This window comes from Pseudomonas oryziphila (genome assembly GCF_003940825.1).
In the GTDB taxonomy this organism is placed as follows: Bacteria; Pseudomonadota; Gammaproteobacteria; order Pseudomonadales; family Pseudomonadaceae; genus Aquipseudomonas; species Aquipseudomonas sichuanensis.
Map to the genome: position 1 here is coordinate 2,997,983 of NZ_CP034338.1, position 21,724 is coordinate 3,019,706.

Consider the following 21,724-nt stretch of genomic DNA (forward strand, 5'->3'; position numbering starts at 1 on the left):
ACTGCATGACGCTCAAAGGCAAGACCGCACTGGTCACCGGCTCCACCAGCGGTATCGGGCTGGGCATCGCCCAGGTACTGGCAGAGGCCGGCGCGAATATCCTGCTCAACGGCTTTGGCGACCCGGCAGCGGCCATCGCCCAAATCAGGCAGCACGGGGTGAAGGTTGCCCACCACCCGGCCGACCTGTCCGATGTGGCACAGATCGAGCAGATGTTCGCCTTCGCCGAGCGCGAGTTCGGTGCGCTCGACATCCTGGTCAACAACGCCGGCATCCAGCACGTGGCGCCGGTGGAGCAGTTCCCGGTCGAGGCCTGGGACAAGATCATCGCGCTGAACCTGTCGGCGGTGTTCCATGGCAGCCGCCTGGTGCTGCCGGGCATGCGCGCGCGGGGTTGGGGGCGGATCATCAACATTGCCTCGGTGCACGGCCTGGTGGGTTCCACCGGCAAGGCTGCCTATGTGGCCGCCAAGCACGGTGTGGTCGGGCTGACCAAGGTGATCGGCCTGGAAACCGCCACCAGCAACGTCACCTGCAATGCCATCTGCCCCGGCTGGGTGCTGACCCCGCTGGTACAGAAACAGATCGACGAGCGTGCCGCCAATGGCGGCGATCCACAGCAGGCGCAGCACGATCTGTTGGCCGAGAAACAGCCTTCGCTGGCCTTCGTCACACCCCGTCACCTTGGTGAGCTGGTATTGTTCCTGTGCAGCGAGGCCGGCAGCCAGGTTCGCGGCGCCGCCTGGAACGTCGATGGCGGCTGGCTCGCCCAGTGAGGGCGGGCGTTGAGCCTGGCACGGTCTTGCATTCGTTTATCTGCAAGGAGGCCTTATGCGCCAAGCTCGACTCACCGCGTTACTGTCCCTGACCCTGGCTGCCGCCGCCCCGGCGATGGCAGCCAGCCTGAAGGACGTCGCGCCCTACCCCGAGGCGGAAAAAGGCTTTACCCGGCAGGTGATCCACCTGCCGGCCCAGGCCGATGAATCGGCCTACCAGCTGGAAATCCTCGCCGGCAAAACGCTGAAGGTGGACTGCAACCGCCAGCGCCTTGGCGGCAAGCTCGAAGAGCACACCCTGCAAGGCTGGGGCTACAACTACTACCGCCTGGACAAGGTCAGCGGCCCGGCCAGCACCTTGATGGCCTGCCCGGACAACAAAAAAACCGACGCCTTCGTACCCGTTGTCGGTGAAGGCTTCATGCTGCGCTACAACAGCAAGCTACCGGTGGTGGTCTACGTGCCCAAGGGTGTCGAAGTGCGCTACCGGGTATGGTCGGCCTCGCCGGACGTACAAACGGCTAAAGTGGAGTAACCGCCAGCGTCGGCAAGCCCGCTTTCGCGGCGGGCTTGCCCCACGACAAAGCCATCACTGCAGCGAGGGTTGCGGCATGAACGACATACTCTGGCGCCCCTCCACCTCGCAGATCGAAGCCAGCCGCATGGAGGCCTTTCGCCGCAGGGTCAACCTGCGCTTCAACCTCCAGCTCGACGACTATGCCGCCTTGCACCGCTGGAGCATCGAGCACCGCGCAGCGTTCTGGCAGGCGCTCAGTGAATACTTCCACGTGCGCTGGCATACACCCGCTAGCCAGGTGCTGATCGAGGGCCCGCACCTGCGCGATGCCCGCTGGTTCACCGGCGCCACTCTGAACTTCGCCGAACACCTGTTGCAACGCCGCGATGACCGCCCCGCCGTGGTCGCCGTGCGTGAGGACGGCAGTCGCCACAGCCTGACCCACAACCAGTTGGCCGCCCAGGTGGCCGGGATGCAACGGGCCTTGCGCCAGGCCGGAATCGTGCCGGGCGACCGTATTGGCGCGGTAATGCCCAATACCTGGGAAACCCTGATAGCCATGCTCGCCGCCAGCAGCCTTGGGGCGGTGTGGTCCAGTTGCTCTCCGGAGTTCGGTACCCACGGCATCATCGACCGCTTCGGGCAGATTGCGCCGAAACTGCTGATTGCCTGCGCGGGCTATACCTACGCCGGCAAAACCGTGGACCAGGTCGACAAGATCAACCAGGTCGTCGCCCAACTGCCGCAACTTCAACACCTGCTGGTGGTGCCCTACACCCGGGCGCAGACCCGCAGCGAAGAGTTCAGCGGGCCCCAGGTCACCCTGTGGGATGATTTCTTCCAGCCCGGCGGCAGCCCCACCTTCGTCGCCCTGCCCTTCGATCACCCGCTGTACATCCTCTACTCCAGCGGCACCACCGGTGTGCCCAAGTGCATCGTCCACCGGGCCGGCGGCGTACTGCTGCAACACCTCAAGGAGCACGGCCTGCACAATGACCTGAAAGCCGACGACGTGCTGTTCTACTACACCACCTGTGGCTGGATGATGTGGAACTGGCTGGTCTCGGGCCTCGCGGTGGGCGCCACTCTGGTGCTGTATGACGGATCGCCCTTGCACCCGGGCCCGGAGCGGCTGCTCGACCTGATCGACAGTGAAGGCATCCACGCCTTCGGCACCAGCCCCAAGTACCTCGCAACCCTGGAGCAGGCCGGTGTCGAGCCGATGAAAAGCCACCGCCTCGATACCCTGAGGCTCCTGTTGTCCACCGGCTCGGCGCTGTCGCCGCACAGTTACGACTTCGTCTATGCCAAGTTCAAGGCCGATGTGTGCCTGGCCTCGATGTCCGGCGGCACCGACATCGTCTCCTGCTTCGTTCTCGGCAACCCGCTGCTGCCGGTACGCCGTGGCCTGATCGCCGGTCCCGGCCTGGGCATGGCGGTGCAGGTGTGGAATGCGCAGAGGCAGCCGGTGATCGACGAGAAAGGCGAGCTGGTGTGTACCCAGGCATTCCCGTCGATGCCCCTGGGGTTCTGGGGTGACGACGATGGCAGCCGCTACCACGACGCCTACTTCAGCCAGTTCGACGGGGCCTGGTGCCAGGGCGATTACGCCGAGCAGCGCGCCGGCGGCGGCCTGGTGATCCACGGCCGCTCGGATGCGGTGCTCAACCCCGGTGGCGTGCGCATTGGCACGGCCGAGATCTATCGGCAAGTGGACAAGGTCGAGCAGGTGCTGGAATGCGTGGCCATCGGCCAGGACTGGCACAACGATGTGCGCGTGGTGCTGTTCGTGCGCCTGCGCGATGGCCTGCAGCTGGACGACGCCTTGCGCCAGCACATCCGCGAGGTCATCCGCCGGTACACCAGCCCGCGCCACGTCCCGGCGGTGATCGCCCAGGTGAGCGACATCCCGCGTACCCTCAGCGGCAAGCTGGTGGAACTGGCGATCCGCAATGTGGTGCATGGGCTGCCTGTCAACAACACCGATGCCCTGGCCAACCCCGAGGCACTGGCGCAGTTCCGTGACCGCGCTGAACTGCGCGATCAGGCATAATGGCGGCCTTTTTCGCCCCGAAGCACAGGTATCCCCATGAAAGCCCAAGCCCGCCATATCCTGGTTAAGACCGCTGACGAAGCCGAGAAGCTCAAGCAGCGCATCGCCAATGGCGAAGCCTTCGACGTGCTTGCGAAAAAATTCTCCACCTGCCCTTCCGGCAAGCGTGGCGGCGATCTGGGCGAAATACGCCCCGGGCAACTGGTCGGCGCCATCGACCAGGTGATCTTCAAGAAGCCCTTGCGGGTGGTGCACGGGCCGATCAAAAGCAAGTTCGGCTACCACCTGGTGCAGACGTTCTACCGCGACTGAGCCGATGGCGGCCCTTGGCCACCTGACAGTTTTGCCAGTTGCGTCCCTCCTCCTGAACGCAGTACATCGCGGGTAATCCCGCACATCGCGCTTGCGCCGTGCGGGCTCTGTGCACAACGGAGGCCCAGGCGATGCACATGCGGCTGTTGCTGGCACTGGCGCCCTTGCCCCTGTTGCTGCTTGCCCAGGCCCAGGCAGCCTGCAGCTTCAACCCTGGGCCAGGCAATGACAGCTATGTCTGCGACAGCGGCAGCGCCGCTTCGCTGCTCGACACCGGTGGCAACAACAGCCTGCTGCTACCCGCCGGCGGCAGCGGCACCATCAGCGGCAACGTGACCTTCGGTGCCGGCCAGGACGCCATCGACATGGCCTCGGGCGTAATCGGCGGCGACGTCAATCAGGGCGCCGGCATCGATACCTTCACCATGAGCGGCGGCATCATCGAGGGCGACCTCAATCAGGGCGATGGCCTGGACCGCTTCCAGATGACCGGCGGCTGGATCAAGGGCAGTTTCGACAGCGGTGACTTCGCCCAGATGGACGGCGGGCGTATCGGCAATGTCAACATGCGCCTGGACGAGAACACCTTCATCCTGCGCGCTGGCAGCATCGACCGGAATATCGTCACCGGCTTCGACAAGGACCATGTGGAGGTTTTCGGCGGCAGCGTGGGCGGCAATATCAGCGTCAGCGGGGGCGATGACCAGGTGCTGATCCACGGCGGCCAGATTGCGGGCAGCGTGCTGATGAGCACCGGCAACGACCGGTTCAGCTGGACCGGCGGGCGGATCGGCACGCGGGTGGACATGGGGCCTGGCAACGACACGGCGCAGCTCCAGGGACTGGCCAGTGACGCCCTGGTCATCCCGCTCGACGGCGGCAATGGCAGCGATACCTTGACCTTGCTCGCCAGCCAGGCCAAAGGTGGCGCCCGCTACCTCAACTGGGAGCGGATCGAGCTTGCCGACGGCAGCCGCCTCGAGCTCGACGACACGCTGCTGCTCGGGGATGCCGGCAGTGCCACCGGTACCCTGCAAATTGCTGCCGGCAGCACCCTGGCCTCGCGCCAAGGCACGGTCTCGGCCTTCGCCAGCAGCCAGCGCGTGGGGCTGAACAACGCCGGCACGATTGACTTGAGCACAGGCAACGACGGCGCAGGCCGGCTACTGGTGATCGGCGACTACAACGGCGACAACGGTGTACTGCGCCTGAACAGCGTGCTCGGCCAGGACGGCGCCGCCTCGGACCGGCTGGTGATCAGCCAGGGTGGCATCAGTGGCTCGACCGGGCTTTTGGTCAGCAACCTCGGTGGCACGGGCGCGGCCACCCAGGGCAATGGCATCCAGGTGATCGAGGCACGCGAAGGCGCCAGCGGCAATGCCAATGCCTTCATCCAGACCCAGACCCTGTCGGCCGGCGCCTACGACTATCGCCTGTTCAAGGGCGGCATCAGCGCCGGCAGCGAGAACAACTGGTACCTGCGCTCGACCCTGGTCGCGCCCCCCGCCCCGGCGCCTGGCGTGGAGCCGCTAAGCACGCCGCCGGTAGCCGCGCCCGCCCCTGGCCAGGCCGAGTTGCCCGCCCCGGTGGCCGGGCGGGTCATCCCCCTGTACCGCCCGGAAGTGGCGGTTTACGCAGCCGCACCGCGCGGCGCCGCGATCATCGTGCGCCAGGCCCTGGGCACCTTCCATCAGCGCCAGGGTGATCAGCGGTGGCTCGACGCCGCGGCCACGCCGCCTGCGAGCTGGGGCCAGGCCTACGGCAGCGCCCTTCGCCAGCAATGGAGCGGCACTGTGAGCCCGACCCTGGACGCTGACCTTTACGGCTTCAAGGTGGGCCAGGACCTCTATGCCCGGGCCACGGACGACGGCCACCGCCAGCACGCCGGCCTGTACCTGGGCCATGCTCGCCTGGACGGCGATGTCCGCGGTTTCGCCCTGGGCCGCGAAGACAGCCCGGTGGGCAACCTTGAACTGCAGGGCAACAGCCTGGGCGCCTACTTGACCTGGGTGGGGCCGGCCCAGGGCTATGTGGACGTGGTGCTGCAGTACACCCACTTCGATGGCCGTGCCCGCTCCGACCGTGGCGACAGTCTCGACCTCGATGGCCACGCCTGGGCCGCCTCACTAGAAGGCGGCTACCCCTTGGCGCTGACCGCGCAGTGGACCCTGGAGCCCCAAGCTCAGCTGATCGCCCAGCGGGTGAGCCTGGACAGCGCCCGCGACCGGGCGTCGCGGGTCAGCCATGACGCCCAGGTGGAATGGCTCGGGCGCCTTGGCTTGCGCCTGGAGGGGATGTTTCCTGCCACCGAGAAGGTGCTGCTGCAGCCCTTTGCCCAGGTCAGCCTGTGGCATGCCGACGGCGGCGCCGACACCTTGACCTTCAACGGCGTGGACCGCATAGACACCGACTACCGCTACACCGCGCTACAACTCGAAGGCGGGCTGGCGGCACGCCTGGGTTCGGCGCTGAGCCTGCATGCAGGCCTGCAATACAGCACCAACCTGGACAGCCGCCAGCAGCAGGCCAGCGGTGTGAACCTGGGCCTGCGCTGGCAGTTCTAACGCCGCGCCGCCAGCAACCCAAGCCCCGCGCAACCCAGCAGCGAAGCACTGACCCGGTTGAACACGCGCCGTGGCCCTGGGCGTTCGAACCAGCGCTGCAGGTAAGCGCCGAGCCCGGCATAGATGGCGATGGCCGCCCACTCAAGCAGCAGGAACAGCACACCCAGCTGCAGGAACTGCTCGCTGACCGGCATGTTGCCGCCCACCGTCACGAACTGCGGCAGGAAGGCGGTGAAGATAAGAATCGCCTTAGGATTGCCGGCAGCCACCCAAAACTCCTGGCGCGCCAGCTTCCAGGTGCCATGCGGCTGCTCGCCCGCCACCCGCGCCTCGCCCACCGGCGCGCGCCAAAGCTGCCAGGCGATATAGAACAGGTAACCGGCGCCGAGCACCTTGATCGCCAGGAACAGGTATTCACTGGTATGCAGCACCACCGCCAGGCCCATGGCCGCCAGCGCGATCATGCCGCTGAACGCCAGCAGCCGGCCGGCCCCGGCCACGCAGGCAATGCGCAGGCCATAGCGGCTGGCATTGTGCAGAGACAACAGGTTGTTGGGCCCCGGCGCCATGTTCAGGGCGAAACAGGCGGGGATAAACAGCAGCAGGCTCGACAGGTCCATTCTTGTTCTCCTTCAAGGACCGCAGCAGGGTCGCGCCCGGCCTGCCCGCACGTCAAGCACAGTGATACGGCGAATGGCCGGAACAGTCAGCAGTGAGTAGACTGCCTGCTCCCACACAATGAACTTGCACGCCCGCTCCTACAGAAAAGCTGCGCAAGACAGTTGCTTCCATGTGACAACCAGGTGCCCTGCCATGCCCTTCCCCCGCAGTGAAATCTGGCATGACCCGGCGCTGCCCTTCGTCGAAAGCCGTCGCGCCTGCCATAGCCGCGCCTGTTACAAAGCACACAGCCACCCGAGCTTCTCCATCGGCGCGGTGGATGTCGGCTACAGCCACTTCACCGGCGCCGGCCAAGGTGTGGTGCGGCTGACGCCCGGCACTCTGGTGCTGGTGCCGGCGCAACGGGTGCATGCCTGCAACCCCGAACCCGGCAAGGCCTGGAGCTACCAGATGCTGCACCTGGACGCCGACTGGCTGCGCTGCCTGCGCCTGGAGTCCGGTGTGGCGGCAGGTGAGCCGCTGGCGCCGGCGCGCATCACCCGCTCGCCAGCGCTGTACCGGCAGTTCTGCGCGTTGAACGACCTGCTGTTCTCGAAGGTTTCGCCACTGGAGAAGGAAGCGGCGCTGGTGGCATTCATCGGTGACCATGACTTCAGCACCCTGCCCACCTTGCCACCGGCTCCGGCGCTGGCCCCTTCGATGCTGGGTGAGCTGGTCGCCTGCCTCGACGAGCAGGGTTTGGCCGAACTCAGCCTCGACCGCCTGGCCCGGCAGGCCGGGCTGGGTCGCTATCAACTGATCCGCGCGTTCGCCGCGGCCACCGGGATGACCCCGCACAGCTACCTGCTCAATGCCCGGGTCAACCAGGCGCGGTTACTGCTGCGCCAGGGCTGTGCGCTGGCGGAGGTCGCCTATCGGCTGGGGTTCGCCGACCAGAGCCACTTCCAGCGGGTGTTCAAGGCCCACGCCGGGGTGACGCCCGGGGCCTACCGCGGCGGCTTGCAATAATCTTCAATACGCCCGGCCGGCACCTGCACAGACTGTGGTTTTCCCACACGGAAACCCGCTTGATGGAACAGTTCCTGCTCGTCGCCACCGCCCATTTTCTTGCCCTGCTCTCGCCTGGCCCGGACTTTTTCCTGGTGGCCCGCACCTCGGCCAACGCAGGTTGGCGGGTAGCCAGTGGCGCCTGCCTGGGCATCGCCCTGGCCAACGGCGTGTTCATCGGCGCAGCGTTCGCCGGGGTGGCGGTGCTGCACGCGGGCAGCGCGATATTCGTGGCCCTGCAACTGGCCGGTTGCGCCTACCTGCTGTACATCGGTGTTTTGTTCTTGCGCCATGCCGGGCACAGCAGTTTGACACCTGCCGCAACCACCACCGGGCAGGCGGCCAGGGGTTGGCTGGGCAGTTTGGGTATGGGCTTCGCCTCAGGCATCCTCAACCCGAAGAACGCGCTGTTCTACGCCAGCCTGGCGAGCATGATCGGCAGCAGCAGCGTCGTGCTGAAAGGGCTGTACGCCGGCTGGATGTTCACTGCGGTGCTGGCCTGGGACCTGCTGGTGGCGCTGGCTATTGGCAATCGTCGGGTACTGCGCCGCTTTGCCCAAGCCCTGCCCTGGCTGGAGCGGGCCTCTGGGGTGATGCTGATGGCCCTTGCCGTCGGTGTGCTGGTTCATCTGGCGTGGGGCTGACCACCTCAAGCGTGGCGAGGTCCAGCAAGCTGAAGCAGCCACTGCTCCAACCGCCGGTATCCAGGTGCCAGACATTGCCCAGCACCTTGACCTTGAGCACCGGCGTATGCCCGACCAGCAGCGCGCGCAGCCCTTCGACCCTGGCATCGTCGCCTTCCTTCAGGCGCCGCCGTGACCATTGGCACACTTCACGTATGCGCGGATCGTCGTCATCCAACAGGCTCGCGCGTAAATCATCCCAGTGCGCGAAGGGGCTGTCGGCGTGCAGCAGGCCGATCGGTCCGTCATGGCTCTGCACTTCCAGGGCGATAGGCATTTCAAGGAAGGCATCGACAAAAGGCCGCTGCTGATCCTCTGGCAAGTCGAGGAACCAGCCACCGCCCGCCGCGCGGTACATGTCCAGGTCAAGCCGGCCACCGCGCAGGTGATTGATCGCCAGGCTTTCGTGGTTGCCCTGCACCGCGTGGAACCAGGGCTGGCTCAGCCAGTCGAGTGCCTGCGCACTGTGCGGCCCGCGGTCGACCAGGTCGCCGACACTGAACAGGCGGTCGACCGCCGGGTTGAAGCCCACGCCATCCAGGCACTGTTGCAAGCGCTGGAAGTGCCCGTGGATATCCCCCACGGCCAGGTCGCGCCCGCGGGTGTTGACGGCTATCCGCCTGAAGCGGCTCATTGCATCGTTCCTCTGCTACGGCCTCGGCACCGGCGTAAAATGGTCAGGCAAGCTACCCACACCCGGAGGTGCATCATGCGTACCACCCTGGCCTGTGCCGTACTGATGGTGCTGGCATTTGACAGCATGGCACAGGGCTCCCCGACCGCCCAGGTCGAGGTGCGTTTCGATCACCCGGAAAACTTCCGCGATGCCAGCCTCGACAGCCAAGGTTATGAGCGTGGCGCCGACCCGCAAGTGATCAAGGCGTTGACCGAACATTTGCGCAAACTCGGCCAGCGTTACCTGCAACCTGGCCAGCAACTGGTGATCGACATCCGCGACATCGACCTGGCCGGGCGTTACGAGCCCTGGCACAGCCAGGCCTACGATGTGCGCTTCATGCGTGAGATCACCTGGCCGAGCATCGACCTCAGCTACACCCTGAGCCAGCCCGGCCAGCCTGCGCGCCAGGCGGCGGAGCACCTCAGCGACAAGATGTACCTAAGCCGCCCGGGGCGCCAAGGCAGCAGCGACCGCCTGTTTGCCGAGAAGGCCATGCTCAGCGACTGGTTCCGCCAACGCTTTGCCCCGCCGCCGCACGCCTGAGCCTCAGCCGCGCAGGCGGCGCAGGGCGATCGGTGCAATCAGCCGGTGAAACGGCGCCACCGGCAACATGTACAGCCGGCCCAGCAGGTTGTGGGTGCGCACTACGGTGCTCACCAGCACCTGGCACTGACCGTCGGCGGCCGGGCGGCGGCTCAGCGCAATGTACACATCCAGGTGGCGGTCGCGGTCAACCAGCAGCACTTCGTCCTCGGTATTGGCCAGCAAGGTGAAGATGCCCACGCGCTCGCCGGGCTGGTAGCTGGCGGCCGGGCGTGCGGGGTCGATGGCCGTGAGCCGGCCCAGGTCCTTGAGGCCGACCAGCGCCACCAGGCGGTTGCGCAGCACCATCAGCGCATCGATCCAGCCGGGCATGCCGGCCATCAGCCGCAGGAACAGCGCCATGGCTGGTTGTGCCGGTTGCGCCAGGCTGATCGCCCGGCAATGGCGGAACCCAGCCTGGGCGGCGTGGGCGCTGATCAACGAGTCACTTGGAATGGTCGCGGTGTAAGTCATCAGAGTCTTCCGTCCTTGGAATCAGCACCTTCGTGCTGGCGAAGGCGATCTGCCCGATAGTATCCTGCGCGCCCGAACCGACGCCAAGGATGGATGCATTCGTGAACACCTACGCCACGCCCGAAATACCCGCGGCATGAAATACCTGTTACTGACGCTGGCCAGCTATGCCACCAGCTACTACCTGGTGGGGCTGCTGATCCAGGGCGGGCTGGCAAACATCGCCGAAGACCTGCGTCATCGCCCGGACGCACCGCCGCCAGGCCAGTACCTGCGCGAAGTAGAGCAGCATGCCCGGCGCGCCCACCGCCACTACGCCCTGCTCAGCGGCAGCCTGTTGGCCCTGTTGCTGGCATTGCTGTGTGCCTGGCTGAGTTGACGCCGGTTACTGGAAATCCAGCGCCAGGCTCTGGCGCCCTTCCAGTGCCAGCAGGTACTGCTTGGCCGGCAAGCCGCCGGCGAAGCCAGTCAGGCACCCCGAAGCACCAATTACCCGGTGGCACGGGGCGATGATCGAGATCGGGTTACGCCCGTTGGCCGCCCCCACCGCCCGCACTGCGTCGGGGTTGCCGATCTGCCGGGCGATATCGCTGTAACTGCGGGTCTCGCCGAAGGGGATGCTCAGCAACGCCGCCCACACCTGGCGCTGGAATTCGGTGCCGGCAAAATCCAGCGCCAGGTCGAAGGTACGGCGGTTGCCTGCGAAGTATTCACCGAGCTGGCGGGCCGTTTCGCGCAACACCGGGTGCTGGTCGTCGCGCTGCAGTTCGCCCAGGCGCACCCGGTTGGCCCGTTCCTGCTCCCACAGCACTGCGGCCAGGCACGCACCACGGGCCACCAGCGTCAGCGTGCCGACGGGCGAGTGCATCAAGGTAAAGGCGCAGGGCATGGCAGGCTCCGGTCAGGTCACAGTCTGCGCACTCTACCCACCGCACCGCTTGTGCGCATCCGCTTTCTTGCCATGCCCCTGGGCCAGCCCGGCCCTAGGTCCGCGCGCACATCTGGGCGGCATCGAGCAAACGCCCATGGTCATACCAGGCATCACGCTGGTAGGCGGAGTATTGATGCTGCCCGCCGGAGCCTGTGACCTTGACCAGGCCATCGGCCTTGCTCGGGTCGGTGCTCTCGACGAACAGCTCGAGGGCGTCCTGGTTCTGCACCGTATAGGTTTTCGCCGTGTCGGGCAGTTCGGATTTCACGCAGCGCAGGTAGTCCGGCGGGCTTTTCGCGGTCGAGCCAAAGGTATTGTCGTGACTGGCGCGCAGGTCAGGGTCATGGGCACAACCTGCCAGCAGCAACCCGGCGGCCAGCGCCACCAGCGGTTTCATCGAGCGCTTCATACAACCTCCGATCACCCCATCAGGAAACCCTGGACAGTGACGGACAGCAACCACCCTTTTTAATAGTCAGCTTACGATTGGAAAGGTTAGCCCCGCCCCTACCGGGCTGTTATGCCGGTTTGCTATGGGCGCCAGACGCTGCGTGCATGTCGCCGACGCGGCTAAACCCGCTGGTCGGGCATGGACCACACTGTGCGCAAACAGGCGCCTACTGGTGCTCGGGCCTTGTCACCCGACGTTGAACACGCCAATCGAGGTGTGCCGCCATGAAGCGCATCAACAAGCTCATCCAGCAGCGCCGTCATCAACTGCACGTGCACCTGCCGCCGAGTGGACTGGAAGCCACCCCTTTTACACCTGCGGTCAGCGTATGCGCGCGATGGTTGCCAAGCCTGGACACCGAAATTCAGCCGAGGACGCCGCCGCACACCGGCGTCATGACCTTGCGTACCGCGACTTTGGCCAGATCGTAGCTGGATGCCCCGGTACCTGGCCGCTACAGTGCGGGACGCTGGCAGCGGCCAGATCACTGACAAGGAGGTTGCCGATGTTGTCGAAGCTTTTGGTGACGGTGGGTATCGTCTTCTACGCGGTCGTGGTGCCGATTCTTGAAATCAACGATACCCACGTGTTCAACCAGGCCTGGGCGCCACACGCCCGGCTGCACGAGACCTGGCAGCTGTCACCAATACCGCGCTGGGTGCCTTCAGCGTGTGGCTGGTCTGGGGCAGGAACGATCTGCGGCTGGCGAGCTTGCTGACCTTGTTCGTCACGGGCGGTTTCCTGCTGGCCTATTGGTTGCGGGACGGCTACGGCGGGTCGATGGTGCTCAGCGACGGCTCCGAGAAGATGATCATGGGGGTCAATCTGGGCCTTGTCGCTTACACGCTGGCCATCCTGCTGGCGGGTACCGCAGTGGCCATTGATCGACGTGCTCGGGGGGGCCGCCAACGGGCGCCATGAATGGCGGCAGGCCCTTGGCCCGAATTAATCGTAGCGAGCAGTGCCTGGCCTCCTGCTACTTGTGCTGGTGCGCAAAGGCCCTGCACGTCAATAGTAGGGCATGCTCGCGTCGTGTTTCTCCAGTCGAAGAAAAGCTCGCTGGCAGCGAGCTGGGTAGGCTCGGCCAGCGTGAGAAGTTGCCCGCAACCTACGCGAAATTGATCAGGTCCTGCTCAGGCTTGAGAGAGCTGGAGAAGTTGCCGCCCCGCGCCAAGTTGACCTATAACGGAGCAGAACTGACGAAAGGGCCTAAATACACCTCTGCAATCCCGCAGTGAAAGCACTCGATTTTTACCGCCAACATCACCATGCGCTATGCGGTGGGGGTTGAGGCGCGCCAATACGTTGATTTTGCTGGGTGAAATATCCCTTAGCCACCCACCGAAACACATAGGTTGGTCCGAAAATTGGTCCGAATGGCGCAGTTATCTCTTATGCCTATGCGGCATCCTCCGGCGCTTTGCCGCCCCCCCCTGCCTTCCTGGCCAGCGAACAATCCTCAACAAAATTTCATCCGGCGGACACACCTGGAAGATGCCCAGGAGTCATGCCGCTTCATGCTCAATCAGCCAGTTGGCACAGATTGATGGCTTCGTTTAAAATCCCTCATTTTAACGAATACCTGCCACCCTGGAGATTTATGCTTTTCTTAAAGGACGTCCTGTGAATAAGCACCGTGAAATCCTACCATTAACCGGCCTGAGATTTGCTGCAGCGCTTATTGTTTTCCTCTTCCATATTCAATTGCAGTACTCAGTTTTTGACACCCCATTCATAAGAAAAATAATCGAGCAAGGCGCCGTAGGGATGAGCATATTTTTTATGCTTTCCGGATATTTGTTAATGCTGAACTACTGCAACTCCGAGAGCAACCTGAAAGATTACTTCATTAACAGACTAGCAAGAATATATCCAGTCTATTTTGTAGCCGGACTTGTGACTCTCCCATGGCTTAAGATTGGGCTTGGCGATACCGGATTGGAAATGATCACAGGATCCGCAAAAGCCATATTTATTTTTATTTCAAACATTTTTGTCATTCAGGCATGGTTCCCTCAGCTGTTCAGCTATTGGAACAATGGCGCAAGCTGGTCCATATCCGTTGAGGTTTTTTGCTACGCAATCCTTCCGCTTGCAATACCCGCCCTCAACAAACTATCGAGACGCGGCATTATACTTCTCATTGTCGGCCTCTATTTTTTCTCATTTATGACCGGGCTTTCAGCAAAGCTTTATGACGGCTATGGAACACCCATATTCTACGCCATGCCAATATTTAGACTCCCAGAGTTTCTGATTGGGGCCTGCACCTATTTAATCGTGAAAAATTGGCCAACCATCAAGCGGGCATGGATTTTTCAGCTATTTGCCGCGCTGGGATTAGCATCCTACTTAGGCATTATTGGCGGCTGGATGCCGCTTTATATTGGCCACAATTGGCTGGTAATACCGGTAGTCGCATTAACCATCTACACGCTATCCACAGATCGCGGCCCTCTGGTGTGGGTGCTTTCAAGATCACCATTTGTCTGGCTCGGAAAAATCAGCTACTGCTTCTACTCCTTCCAGGCCTTGACGCTTATGCTTTTGGCCACCTACCACACACAAATAACAAGCTCATTCCCGATCCTGGAGAATGGAAAGGCCCTTACATTAGCAGCATTTATTTTTCTGACAGCTCTATCAGCTGCGGGATACTATCTAATTGAGGAACCCGCCCGTCGAGCAATCAAGAATCAATGGCCCGCAAAAAGCTCATTAAAAATAGCTGATGCAGTAAACTAACTCTTGCTATCCAACCAACTGGATAAGGGGGCATATTCGCCCCCACATTGCGGCCCGACTATTCGGGCTTGGTCAAGCGCTTCCGCCAGCTCTGGATTCGTATCGATATACCTGGCGATCAGGTCGGATAGCACCATAGTGACACGGCAGGCGGCCCACCCTTGGGCGAAAACGGCAGTACTCACAGGCCAGCGGCCGCCGAGGCAACTCCCGATCAGCGGCTCTCAGTCAGTGGCTGGTGTAACCTGGTCCGCCGAGCGCCTGCAGTTGGTAGTCGTTGATGGCCTGAAACCGCGACTCTGCAAGGGTCTTTAAGCGCTCAACCTCTTCAGGTGGCGCCCCAGCATCCTTCGCTTCCTGATAACGCTTCATGGCCTCTATCGCATCGGAAAAGGCGTGGTGATCCGGAGGAAGAACTTTCGTCACATCTCGCTTCACGAATCACTCCCCAGGCATCAATGCAGGATGTGCGGAGCTTTACCGCGGGTGATGAGTTGGTGGTCGGTCACCAACCGATAGCGCAAATCCGCGACCGCCCTGAAGAGCTCGATTTCTCTGGGCGACGCACCGTCCGCCTCAGCTTGTCGGAGGCGGCGCTGCGCATCTATCGCTTTCTGGATCAGCTCTTCACCAGCTTCAGCCAGCCCCTCAATTGTTCGTTTCACGGCACTACCCTGGCGACTTCACCAGGGAAGTATAGGACGCCTCGCAGGCAAGACCGGCTATGCGGGCTTGGTCATAAGCTTTCGCCAGTTCTCCCGCTCGAGCATCAGCTCGTGCGAGCAGGTCGGAGAGCACCATGGCGGCGCGGGTGGCTGCCTGGCCTCTGGCGACAGCGGCGGGATCCGTGGCGGGGCAACTGATGGTGGCGGCGAGCTTGCCGGCTTCGTCGCGCAGCCGCTGGCCAGCAGCATCAGCGCTGGCAGCACCAGCATCAGCAATCGTTCGTTGTTCCTGTGCATGCGCCCTCACCTCTTCCTGCGCCTTGGCGCGTCGTTGTTCTTCCTGCCGGGCTTCACGTTCGCCCAGGACCTCCGCCAGGCGATCGCCGCTGTCGCGCTCGGCCGAAGCCCGCCCAGCCTCTGCACGCTCGACAGACCGGCCATGCTCGTAGGCGCCCCAGTAGGACGCCGCCACCAGCAGCGCGATGACACGCATGCCCCAGCCGTTCACGCGAGCACCCGCAGCGCGATGTCATACAGCGCCTTCCGCTCGGCAGCGCCATGCGGCACCCGGCCCGGCTGACCGGTGTTGATCACACTGCCGATGTCCTGGATGCGTCCAGCGTCGGCCAGCTCGTTCAGACCGTGCTTTGCCCACCACCAGGCGGCGGACTGGGCGGCATGCTCGGGCTGCTCGAGCAGTTCAGGCTGATCCTCCAGTGGAAGGCCCAGGCCGGCGCCAGCGGCGCGGTAGTTCGAGCGGCCGGTAAGCTGGATCAGGCCGCGCCCCTTGAATCGCCATCCATCGCCTGAGGCCTCCGCGCGGTTGCCCATCCGACCGCCATACACCATGTTGGCGATTTTCTCGGGCTGGCGGGCGTAGGTGCCGGCGTTCTTTGGGGTGAACCGGCTTGGCCAGGTGCGTACCAGGGCCTCGGCGCTGTAGTTCAGGTTCTCGACGAGGCTGCGCAGTTGGCCGGATTCGTGACCGATCTGGGCCAGAAATGCGGCCATGCGCACCCGGCTATCGATCTTCCAGCGCAGCGCGGCGCGGTTCAGTGCAGGTAAAAAAATGCCCGCAACTGGGCGGGCCTTGGGAAGAATCTGCAGCAATTGCTGCTCGGTAAGAGGCGTCATGCTTTCTCCAGGCAAGAAAAAGCCCCGACTGTGCGGGGCTTCAAAGATTGGTTACCGGCTCGCTCGGCCAGTCGATGTCGTCAGGAAAACCAGCCTGCTGCTCGATGCGCCCGAGGTCCACGCGGTAGCGCTTCCAAAGTGCTAACAGTGCCTGATCCTCAGCCGAGGCTGACCCCAGGTCTACGGCATCCTGCAGTGGTGCGATCCGCACAGCGGCAGTCGTCAGATAGCCATCGCGCAACACCCGCGCCGCATCCACTCGCTGCTCAAGCGGCACCACGGGGTCCGGGGGCAGCTCAAGGGAAAACCACTCATCCGCTCCGATGGCGGCTTCTGACGGCACCGCGCGATAACCGCGGCCGTCATTACGCACGGCATAGCTCATAGATTGTCCTCCCAGCCAACGGCACTCAGGTGCGAGACGCCGGCGTTTGACGCATAGTAAAGATTTGCCCCCTCGGGAACGATGCGGGCCATGTAGTTGTTGAGGTTGGCGTTCTGTGAGCTATTGCTGATGTTGACCAGCGGCATGTTAGACGTCGCATTCACTGCGCCGTAGGTATTGCTGGGTGCAAGAATCGTACTGGTCGCAGCCCCCGAGCAATAAAGACTTACATGCACCGCCGCCGCCGCCGGCGGGAAGAAGGCGGCCGTGGAAACAGGAGCCCACACCGGAGTCACTGGGTTTCCTTGAATGCCAGAGGCCATTTTTGGCAACTGGGACACATTGCCGCCGATTTTGTACTGTGCGTTTCGCCCCACCTGAATCAGGTTCAACGGGTATTTGTTCGCCGTCCCGTCCGTCGGCACGGCGCCAACCCGCGCACGGTGCGTGTAGCCCGCAGGAAGCGTCGGCGCGGCATAGCTGAGCGAGATAACCCCAGCGGTTCCCGCGGGCCCCCAGATGATCCAGACCGGGTACCAGGTCAGTGCCTGCAGCGCGCCGGAGTCGAGGCCGTTAGCACCGGCATTTGCGCAGTTGATCGTGACATTGACCCCGGTCAGCGTCCGATAGTCGCCTGCAGCACTGGCTACGGTGACCTCATCTGCAGTCACCAACACCAGCGAGCTGGAACCGGTCGTTGAAACCCGTAGGTTTGAAGGTGCTGCGCGACTTCCTTGGGGTTTCACAACGCCGCTCAGCAGCTCGTTAACCTCAGTCTGGCTATACGTCTGCTCCTTGGTATACGCGTTGGTGATGCCATAGTCGGCAAGGGTGGTGCCCTGCTTGCCGATCACCAGGCGAAACCCCAGTGCCGTGGCGCCGATCACTGGGGCTTCGGTGTTGGTCAGCTGCCACACGGTCAGTTTGTTGGCCGTACCAGCCTGCACCGGGATCAGGTGGCCCGGCGTGCACTCCGCGCTTTCGTTGGCGTCCTGGGCACGCACCCAGGGACCAGCAGCCACGGTGTAGATCCAGTTCTGCGAAGCAGCAGCCTGATCCTTCACCAACACCCGATCGCCGGCGGCGAGCGCCACGCCGTCAATAGTCTGCAGACCACTCAGCGCGATAGGCCCGGTAGTGGCGCAGCGCACCGACGTTTTGTAGTCCGACGCCGCCATGGTCTGGATGGCGCGCAGCAGCTGGGCGTTGTCTTCTTCGCTGGGCACGATGCCTGCGGCCTTGATCACCCCCAGCAGTTCGGTCATCAGGGCATTCGCCCACGCGGCCGGGATCAACGACCCAGGCTGGCCCGTGGCCGGGTTTTCGTCCACGAACAGCCCGTCCACCAGGCCAATGCCGGGCGTACTCTTTGGATACTCCATCCGATCAATCCCCGTACTTGATAAATTCCAGGGCGTGCGCAGGCGCGCTACGCCTCAACAAACATTCCAGTGCGCCGCTAGGGCTGCCGCCGAACGTCTCGCCGAAGTAGGCGGCGCCGAAGCGCCGACCGATCCGTCGGCGCGGGCCGGTGTCCAGCGTCCACATAAATTGCGCGGCCCAGGTGCCGAAGCGGGCTGAGCCAAAGCGCGAGCGGCCGAAGCGCGGGGCGCGGTGCTCGATCACCTTGGCATTCGGGTAGCCCTGGGCGATGGCCAGCTCGACGAAGTAGGCCGGCGACTGCCCGCCCACCTCGACCAGGCGCCGGCGCACCGCCAGCTGGCGGTCCTCGAACTTGGGCGATTCACCCATGCACGGGTCCGGCAGCTGCATGACCCGCTCCCAGTCCGGTACCAGCTCGCGCACCATGTCCGGGTTCGATTCGGCCAGCAGGTCGGCGGCGCGCAGATCCTCGGCGGCCAGGACCATGCCGCCGCGCTGCAGCAGCTGATCCAGCCCCGGGTTGAACTCCAGTTCCCAGGCCGGCCCCGGCGGCAGCAGGCTGCGCAGCTGGGCGTGGTAGTCGCTCGCAGTTCTCACCGCCACAGCACACCCCCATAGGTCAGCAGCTCATTGGCCGCCGCCGTGACGTTGCCGGGCGGGCTCAGTACCTCATGGTCGCGCTCGCCGGCGGCGCTGCTAATCGCTTCGCCGATATGCGTCAGCAGCAGGCCGGCGCCCAGTTCCGATTCACGCTGATGCAGCTCCACCAGCTCAGCTTCCACCGCGCGCCTCACGGCCGAGCTGTCGGGGCTGACCTTGATTTCGTACTGCACCGGCTTTTCGACCGGGGGCAGCACGTACAGCTCTGCGGTGACCGGCCGCTCCTGCTCGATGTACGCCTTCACGTCGGCGCAGGCCTCTTCCGAGGGGATCGGGTCGACGTCGTTGTCGCGGACGAAGAACACCCCCACGGTGCCCGGCCCCATCCAGTGGCGCACGATCCACGCTCGGGTAACCCCCGGCACCTCAATCGCCCAGGTCTCGTAATCGCTCTTGCTGCCGCCATGGGGAATCACGCGGTAAGAGCGGATCACCCGCGCGCGCAGGGCCTCGATACTTTCCTGCTCGGTGCCGCCCTCGATCCCCGGGGCGGCGACCGTGGCCGTGTCGTTGACCCCGAGCACCGGCGACACCAGGCGCAACACCGTGCCGGCTGGGGTGTTGCCCAGCTGCCCGGCGTCCACGGCCACCACCTCCAGGGCGCCGACCGGGCCGCCCGTGGCCACCTTGAATTGCACGCCATCGCCGCGCTGCAGCAGCACACCGGCATCAATCGGCGCATTGGCGGCACCGGTGAAGAGCACCGCCCCATCGGCCGCCACCGCCGGCAGACGGTCGCGCTTGAGCCTGGCCCGGGCCATGCGGCGCAGCGTGTCTTCGTCGGCAGTGTCCGGCAGGATCTGGTCGGCGATGTATTGCTGATGCCCGTAGCGGCCGTAGGAGGCGGCGGCGAACACGCGGGCCAGCACCTCGGCATCGCTGCGCTGCAGGGCGCTGGAGCCAGCCAGCGCCGAGCGCTCCTGGCTGATCAGCTCGGGCAGCGTGGGAGTGTTAAACGGCATTGATCACCTGCCACAGTTTGTCCAATGTGAAATCCACCTGGCGGCCATCGCGCAGGGTGATAGCAACGGCCATGTCGAGCCGGTCGGTGCCGCGCGTTACCGTAACGGCCACGGCGCTGACCCGGCCGTCGTCCAGCATCCAGTCCAGCGACTCGCGGGCGAACGCCTCGGCATCGCGCACCGTGTCGGCGTCCAGCTTGCGCCGGCGCAGCAGATACAGGCGCGAACCGATACGGTCGTCGGTCATGCCCGGGAAGCTGTCGCCCCACCAGCCGTAACGCTCGTCGTCATCGAGCACGTCGCCCGGATCGGCGCGCCGCCAGGTCATCAGGCTGATTTCGGCGGCACGCTGCCAGGCGCGTTCGCTGTCGTCCTCGAGCAGCATCATTCAGCCCCCTGCGGTACAGGCTTGCCCGACTGCTCCAGCCCTTTGGCCACGCCATCGTGCGGGTGATTGATCTGGCTGACGCCGCCGGCGATCTGATCGCCGTCCGAGACGATTTCGCCCGTGGCCTGAATCGTCGGGGTGTCGAAGCTCGCCGCCTCGCTGGCCACCGCGGAAAACGCCTTGGTTTCGATGCTGAAACGCTCGCTCGCCGAGACGGAAAATGCCTTGGTGGCGAACTCCACCGCGTCGGCCGCGTCGACCTTGAGCGTCAGCGTCTTGACCTCGATCACCCGGCCGCGCTTGAAGTGGATGTAATCCCCTTCGTCGGTGTACATGGCCACCTCGCCCGACTTGAGCACCGTGAGCCGATACTGGCGGTCGGCGATGTTGATCACCACGCCGTGCGAGCGGTCGCCGCCGAAGAACAGCGCCAGGCCCTCGGCCCCGGGGTGCGGGTTGGCGGTGAAGCCATACGGCTCGAAGTGCTCCATGTTGCTTTTCACTTCGTCGGCGGTCAGCCGAACTTGCACTGCCTGCATCAGCGCCCCGGGATTGACCAGGGACACCACGCAACGGGCAATCATGTTGTTGAGTCGGCGCATCATGGTCCGGGCTTCCAGTCGGCAGGGATGAGGAATTCGAAGTTGTCGGCTTTACCGCCCTTCTTGAGCTTGCGCGACTTGTGCGGGTCTTTCGGCTCGGGGTCGAAGGCATCCGGCGGCGCGACGGTGATGTTGCAAGTGGTACCGGCGTCGAGGCTGTATTCGATTTCGCTGATGAGCATGTCGCGGTCGATGCCGATCACCGGGTCAACAATCCGCACGAGCATGTTGGGCAGCCACAGCGCGCCGTTGGATTGCCGCCACCCCTGGATCGTGTACTTGATCGTCAGGGCCTTGCCCATGCGGTTACCGCGCTCCCAGTTGGCTCGCGCGGCGGCCAGCTCCGGGGTCATCTGCCCGCTTTCATGAATCAGCAGCACGCGCCGGCGCGCCGAGCGCGGATCGGTGACCGAGGCCTTGACCTCGCTAGCCTTGGTCCCGTGCTCGGCGTCGCTGCCCGAGCGCTGGCCGGTGACGCGGTACTCGGAAAACACCCCCGCGAAGTCGAGGCCGGCGTCACCGGTGAGCAGGTTTTCACCCAGCACCAGGCTGTCGACGGCGCGGCCCGCGCTGCCCGGCTGGATGATCACCAGCCGCCCGCGCGTGTCGTCGGTCGAGAGCAGGCGCGAGAGGGTCAGCAGGCGGTCGATCGACTCAAACACGCTTTCCCCGGGCTCGATGCTGTGGTCGGCCAGCTTGCCGGTTTCGGCGACCTGGCTACGCACACTGACGCCGTACTCGCCCGCCAGGGCGGTGACGATCTGCTGCACGCTTTGCTGCTGCCACTGCCCCGGCTGATTGATCGCCGAGCAGTCCACCAGGTCGGCGGTCAGCGAGCGGCCATTGATCGAGCGGTTGACCTGAGTGGCGTCGTAGCGCGCCGGCGTGGAATCAATCCAGCCGGTCAGCACCAGGTCGTCGCCAATCAGCACTTCGCAGCGGTCACCCGGGCGCAGCGGGATTTCATGCGCCTGGCCGGGCCAGCGCCACGTCACGTCCAGGCTGAAATCCCGCGCCTGCCGCTCGATGCCGGCACTGATGCGCACTTTCTTCCAGCCGCCATAATCCATGCCGTTCACGCGCAGCGTGACAGCGTTCAAGGGGTCCATG

At 64.3% G+C, this 21,724-nt stretch carries 27 protein-coding genes and 2 pseudogenes; 12 read left to right on the forward strand and 17 right to left on the reverse strand.

Going from position 1 to position 21,724, the window contains the following annotated elements:
• Window positions 1–5: 5 nt before the first annotated feature.
• The 5 genes from hbdH (at window position 6) to EJA05_RS13905 (ending at window position 6,222) form a co-directional block, all read left to right on the forward strand.
• Entirely contained in the window at window positions 6–776 is a 771-nt protein-coding gene (gene hbdH / locus EJA05_RS13885; RefSeq protein ID WP_125858683.1) for a 3-hydroxybutyrate dehydrogenase, read from the forward strand.
• A gap of 55 nt (window positions 777–831) precedes the next feature.
• Window positions 832–1,311: a serine protease inhibitor ecotin gene (eco, locus tag EJA05_RS13890; protein ID WP_125858684.1), complete on the forward strand. Its 480-nt coding sequence runs from the start codon at window positions 832–834 to the stop codon at window positions 1,309–1,311.
• 76 nt (window positions 1,312–1,387) lie between these two features.
• Window positions 1,388–3,346 carry an acetoacetate--CoA ligase gene (locus tag EJA05_RS13895; protein WP_125858685.1) on the forward strand — a complete coding sequence of 653 codons (1,959 nt, stop codon included), beginning with the start codon at window positions 1,388–1,390 and terminating at the stop codon, window positions 3,344–3,346.
• Between the two features lie 36 nt (window positions 3,347–3,382).
• A complete protein-coding gene (locus EJA05_RS13900) occupies window positions 3,383–3,658 on the forward strand; it encodes a peptidylprolyl isomerase (RefSeq protein ID WP_110994954.1) in 276 nt (91 codons plus the stop codon).
• A 131-nt stretch (window positions 3,659–3,789) separates the two neighbouring features.
• A complete protein-coding gene (locus tag EJA05_RS13905; RefSeq protein WP_125858686.1) occupies window positions 3,790–6,222 on the forward strand; it encodes an autotransporter family protein in 2,433 nt (810 codons plus the stop codon).
• Here the strand turns inward: EJA05_RS13905 and EJA05_RS13910 are convergent.
• Window positions 6,219–6,842 carry a LysE family translocator gene (locus EJA05_RS13910; protein WP_125464150.1) on the reverse strand — a complete coding sequence of 208 codons (624 nt, stop codon included), beginning with the start codon at window positions 6,840–6,842 and terminating at the stop codon, window positions 6,219–6,221. The two genes, EJA05_RS13905 and EJA05_RS13910, sit on opposite strands and share 4 nt — an antisense overlap.
• Window positions 6,843–7,035: 193 nt before the next feature.
• Between EJA05_RS13910 and EJA05_RS13915 the strand changes: the two genes are divergently transcribed.
• Together EJA05_RS13915 and EJA05_RS13920 are read left to right on the forward strand one after the other, a co-directional pair.
• Window positions 7,036–7,851 (forward strand): helix-turn-helix transcriptional regulator, encoded by an 816-nt coding sequence (locus EJA05_RS13915; protein WP_125858687.1) that lies wholly within the window; start codon window positions 7,036–7,038, stop codon window positions 7,849–7,851.
• Window positions 7,852–7,913: 62 nt separating this feature from the next.
• Window positions 7,914–8,534: a LysE family translocator gene (locus EJA05_RS13920; protein ID WP_190306066.1), complete on the forward strand. Its 621-nt coding sequence runs from the start codon at window positions 7,914–7,916 to the stop codon at window positions 8,532–8,534.
• Window positions 8,535–8,640: 106 nt separating this feature from the next.
• On the opposite strand, the pseudogene EJA05_RS13925 reads toward EJA05_RS13920, so the two are convergent.
• Window positions 8,641–9,207 (reverse strand): annotated as a pseudogene (locus EJA05_RS13925) (metallophosphoesterase); the annotation flags it as partial.
• 75 nt (window positions 9,208–9,282) lie between these two features.
• Here EJA05_RS13925 and EJA05_RS13930 point away from each other — a divergent pair.
• Window positions 9,283–9,795 (forward strand): DUF3016 domain-containing protein, encoded by a 513-nt coding sequence (locus EJA05_RS13930; protein ID WP_125858689.1) that lies wholly within the window; start codon window positions 9,283–9,285, stop codon window positions 9,793–9,795.
• A 3-nt stretch (window positions 9,796–9,798) separates the two neighbouring features.
• On the opposite strand, the gene EJA05_RS13935 is transcribed toward EJA05_RS13930, so the two are convergent.
• Complete coding sequence (locus tag EJA05_RS13935) at window positions 9,799–10,308, reverse strand: DUF2867 domain-containing protein (RefSeq protein ID WP_125858690.1); 510 nt, start codon at window positions 10,306–10,308, stop codon at window positions 9,799–9,801.
• A 136-nt stretch (window positions 10,309–10,444) separates the two neighbouring features.
• Here EJA05_RS13935 and EJA05_RS13940 point away from each other — a divergent pair, with 136 nt between their 5' ends.
• Window positions 10,445–10,687, forward strand: a complete 243-nt coding sequence (locus EJA05_RS13940) for a hypothetical protein (protein WP_125858691.1) — start codon at window positions 10,445–10,447, stop codon at window positions 10,685–10,687.
• Window positions 10,688–10,693: 6 nt separating this feature from the next.
• Here the strand turns inward: EJA05_RS13940 and EJA05_RS13945 are convergent, their stop codons facing one another.
• The gene (locus tag EJA05_RS13945; RefSeq protein ID WP_125858692.1) at window positions 10,694–11,197 is read right to left on the reverse strand and encodes a methylated-DNA--[protein]-cysteine S-methyltransferase; all 504 of its coding nucleotides are present in this window, start codon (window positions 11,195–11,197) and stop codon (window positions 10,694–10,696) included.
• A 94-nt stretch (window positions 11,198–11,291) separates the two neighbouring features.
• Window positions 11,292–11,648: a hypothetical protein gene (locus tag EJA05_RS13950; RefSeq protein WP_125464157.1), complete on the reverse strand. Its 357-nt coding sequence runs from the start codon at window positions 11,646–11,648 to the stop codon at window positions 11,292–11,294.
• Between the two features lie 266 nt (window positions 11,649–11,914).
• Here EJA05_RS13950 and EJA05_RS13955 point away from each other — a divergent pair, with 266 nt between their 5' ends.
• The 3 genes from EJA05_RS13955 to EJA05_RS13965 all read left to right on the forward strand — a co-directional run bounded on the left by EJA05_RS13955 (window position 11,915) and on the right by EJA05_RS13965 (window position 14,435).
• Window positions 11,915–12,121 carry a hypothetical protein gene (locus EJA05_RS13955; RefSeq protein WP_125858693.1) on the forward strand — a complete coding sequence of 69 codons (207 nt, stop codon included), beginning with the start codon at window positions 11,915–11,917 and terminating at the stop codon, window positions 12,119–12,121.
• A gap of 238 nt (window positions 12,122–12,359) precedes the next feature.
• Window positions 12,360–12,611: a hypothetical protein gene (locus EJA05_RS28400; protein ID WP_223811922.1), complete on the forward strand. Its 252-nt coding sequence runs from the start codon at window positions 12,360–12,362 to the stop codon at window positions 12,609–12,611.
• A gap of 702 nt (window positions 12,612–13,313) precedes the next feature.
• Window positions 13,314–14,435, forward strand: coding sequence for an acyltransferase family protein (locus EJA05_RS13965; protein WP_190306067.1), 1,122 nt, complete (start codon window positions 13,314–13,316; stop codon window positions 14,433–14,435).
• On the opposite strand, the gene EJA05_RS13970 is transcribed toward EJA05_RS13965, so the two are convergent.
• The 12 genes and pseudogenes from EJA05_RS13970 to EJA05_RS14025 all read right to left on the reverse strand — a co-directional run bounded on the left by EJA05_RS13970 (window position 14,432) and on the right by EJA05_RS14025 (window position 21,723).
• Entirely contained in the window at window positions 14,432–14,620 is a 189-nt protein-coding gene (locus EJA05_RS13970) for a DUF2514 family protein (protein ID WP_223811923.1), read from the reverse strand. The genes EJA05_RS13965 and EJA05_RS13970 overlap by 4 nt on opposite strands.
• 43 nt (window positions 14,621–14,663) lie before the next feature.
• Entirely contained in the window at window positions 14,664–14,873 is a 210-nt protein-coding gene (locus EJA05_RS13975; protein WP_125858696.1) for a hypothetical protein, read from the reverse strand.
• A gap of 17 nt (window positions 14,874–14,890) precedes the next feature.
• Window positions 14,891–15,100, reverse strand: a complete 210-nt coding sequence (locus tag EJA05_RS13980) for a hypothetical protein (RefSeq protein ID WP_125858697.1) — start codon at window positions 15,098–15,100, stop codon at window positions 14,891–14,893.
• A gap of 4 nt (window positions 15,101–15,104) precedes the next feature.
• Window positions 15,105–15,593 carry a DUF2514 domain-containing protein gene (locus EJA05_RS13985; protein WP_125858698.1) on the reverse strand — a complete coding sequence of 163 codons (489 nt, stop codon included), beginning with the start codon at window positions 15,591–15,593 and terminating at the stop codon, window positions 15,105–15,107.
• An 11-nt stretch (window positions 15,594–15,604) separates the two neighbouring features.
• Window positions 15,605–16,234: a glycoside hydrolase family 19 protein gene (locus tag EJA05_RS13990; protein WP_125858699.1), complete on the reverse strand. Its 630-nt coding sequence runs from the start codon at window positions 16,232–16,234 to the stop codon at window positions 15,605–15,607.
• Between the two features lie 40 nt (window positions 16,235–16,274).
• Complete coding sequence (locus EJA05_RS13995) at window positions 16,275–16,619, reverse strand: tail fiber assembly protein (RefSeq protein ID WP_125858700.1); 345 nt, start codon at window positions 16,617–16,619, stop codon at window positions 16,275–16,277.
• An 818-nt stretch (window positions 16,620–17,437) separates the two neighbouring features.
• Window positions 17,438–18,001 (reverse strand): annotated as a pseudogene (locus tag EJA05_RS28405) (phage tail protein); the annotation flags it as partial.
• Window positions 18,002–18,005: 4 nt separating this feature from the next.
• On the reverse strand, window positions 18,006–18,605 hold the full coding sequence (locus EJA05_RS14005) for a YmfQ family protein (protein ID WP_125858702.1): 600 nt from the start codon (window positions 18,603–18,605) through the stop codon (window positions 18,006–18,008).
• Window positions 18,596–19,624, reverse strand: a complete 1,029-nt coding sequence (locus EJA05_RS14010; protein WP_125858703.1) for a baseplate J/gp47 family protein — start codon at window positions 19,622–19,624, stop codon at window positions 18,596–18,598. Before EJA05_RS14010 ends, EJA05_RS14005 begins: the two co-directional genes overlap by 10 nt.
• Window positions 19,614–20,009, reverse strand: a complete 396-nt coding sequence (locus EJA05_RS14015) for a phage GP46 family protein (protein WP_125861313.1) — start codon at window positions 20,007–20,009, stop codon at window positions 19,614–19,616. The genes EJA05_RS14010 and EJA05_RS14015 overlap by 11 nt, the downstream gene beginning before the upstream one ends.
• The gene (locus EJA05_RS14020) at window positions 20,009–20,614 is read right to left on the reverse strand and encodes a phage baseplate assembly protein V (protein WP_125861314.1); all 606 of its coding nucleotides are present in this window, start codon (window positions 20,612–20,614) and stop codon (window positions 20,009–20,011) included. The genes EJA05_RS14015 and EJA05_RS14020 overlap by 1 nt, the downstream gene beginning before the upstream one ends.
• The gene (locus EJA05_RS14025; RefSeq protein WP_125858704.1) at window positions 20,614–21,723 is read right to left on the reverse strand and encodes a phage baseplate assembly protein; all 1,110 of its coding nucleotides are present in this window, start codon (window positions 21,721–21,723) and stop codon (window positions 20,614–20,616) included. Before EJA05_RS14025 ends, EJA05_RS14020 begins: the two co-directional genes overlap by 1 nt.
• Window position 21,724 lies beyond the last annotated feature (1 nt).

Excerpts from the sequence above, each read along its gene's own strand:
- EJA05_RS13995 (WP_125858700.1), bottom strand. The coding sequence starts at position 16,619 with ATGAGCTATGCCGTGCGTAATGACGGCCGCGGTTATCGCGCGGTGCCG.
- EJA05_RS14015 (WP_125861313.1), bottom strand. The coding sequence starts at position 20,009 with ATGCTGCTCGAGGACGACAGCGAACGCGCCTGGCAGCGTGCCGCCGAA.
- EJA05_RS14020 (WP_125861314.1), bottom strand. The coding sequence starts at position 20,614 with ATGCGCCGACTCAACAACATGATTGCCCGTTGCGTGGTGTCCCTGGTC.
- EJA05_RS13895 (WP_125858685.1), top strand. The coding sequence starts at position 1,388 with ATGAACGACATACTCTGGCGCCCCTCCACCTCGCAGATCGAAGCCAGC.
- EJA05_RS13910 (WP_125464150.1), bottom strand. The coding sequence starts at position 6,842 with ATGGACCTGTCGAGCCTGCTGCTGTTTATCCCCGCCTGTTTCGCCCTG.
- EJA05_RS13915 (WP_125858687.1), top strand. The coding sequence starts at position 7,036 with ATGCCCTTCCCCCGCAGTGAAATCTGGCATGACCCGGCGCTGCCCTTC.
- EJA05_RS14010 (WP_125858703.1), bottom strand. The coding sequence starts at position 19,624 with ATGCCGTTTAACACTCCCACGCTGCCCGAGCTGATCAGCCAGGAGCGC.
- EJA05_RS13985 (WP_125858698.1), bottom strand. The coding sequence starts at position 15,593 with ATGCGTGTCATCGCGCTGCTGGTGGCGGCGTCCTACTGGGGCGCCTAC.
- EJA05_RS13905 (WP_125858686.1), top strand. The coding sequence starts at position 3,790 with ATGCACATGCGGCTGTTGCTGGCACTGGCGCCCTTGCCCCTGTTGCTG.
- EJA05_RS13900 (WP_110994954.1), top strand. The coding sequence starts at position 3,383 with ATGAAAGCCCAAGCCCGCCATATCCTGGTTAAGACCGCTGACGAAGCC.
- EJA05_RS14025 (WP_125858704.1), bottom strand. The coding sequence starts at position 21,723 with ATGGACCCCTTGAACGCTGTCACGCTGCGCGTGAACGGCATGGATTAT.
- EJA05_RS13950 (WP_125464157.1), bottom strand. The coding sequence starts at position 11,648 with ATGAAGCGCTCGATGAAACCGCTGGTGGCGCTGGCCGCCGGGTTGCTG.
- EJA05_RS13920 (WP_190306066.1), top strand. The coding sequence starts at position 7,914 with ATGGAACAGTTCCTGCTCGTCGCCACCGCCCATTTTCTTGCCCTGCTC.
- EJA05_RS13955 (WP_125858693.1), top strand. The coding sequence starts at position 11,915 with ATGAAGCGCATCAACAAGCTCATCCAGCAGCGCCGTCATCAACTGCAC.
- hbdH (WP_125858683.1), top strand. The coding sequence starts at position 6 with ATGACGCTCAAAGGCAAGACCGCACTGGTCACCGGCTCCACCAGCGGT.
- EJA05_RS13990 (WP_125858699.1), bottom strand. The coding sequence starts at position 16,234 with ATGACGCCTCTTACCGAGCAGCAATTGCTGCAGATTCTTCCCAAGGCC.
- EJA05_RS13935 (WP_125858690.1), bottom strand. The coding sequence starts at position 10,308 with ATGACTTACACCGCGACCATTCCAAGTGACTCGTTGATCAGCGCCCAC.
- eco (WP_125858684.1), top strand. The coding sequence starts at position 832 with ATGCGCCAAGCTCGACTCACCGCGTTACTGTCCCTGACCCTGGCTGCC.
- EJA05_RS13930 (WP_125858689.1), top strand. The coding sequence starts at position 9,283 with ATGCGTACCACCCTGGCCTGTGCCGTACTGATGGTGCTGGCATTTGAC.
- EJA05_RS13940 (WP_125858691.1), top strand. The coding sequence starts at position 10,445 with ATGAAATACCTGTTACTGACGCTGGCCAGCTATGCCACCAGCTACTAC.
- EJA05_RS13945 (WP_125858692.1), bottom strand. The coding sequence starts at position 11,197 with ATGCCCTGCGCCTTTACCTTGATGCACTCGCCCGTCGGCACGCTGACG.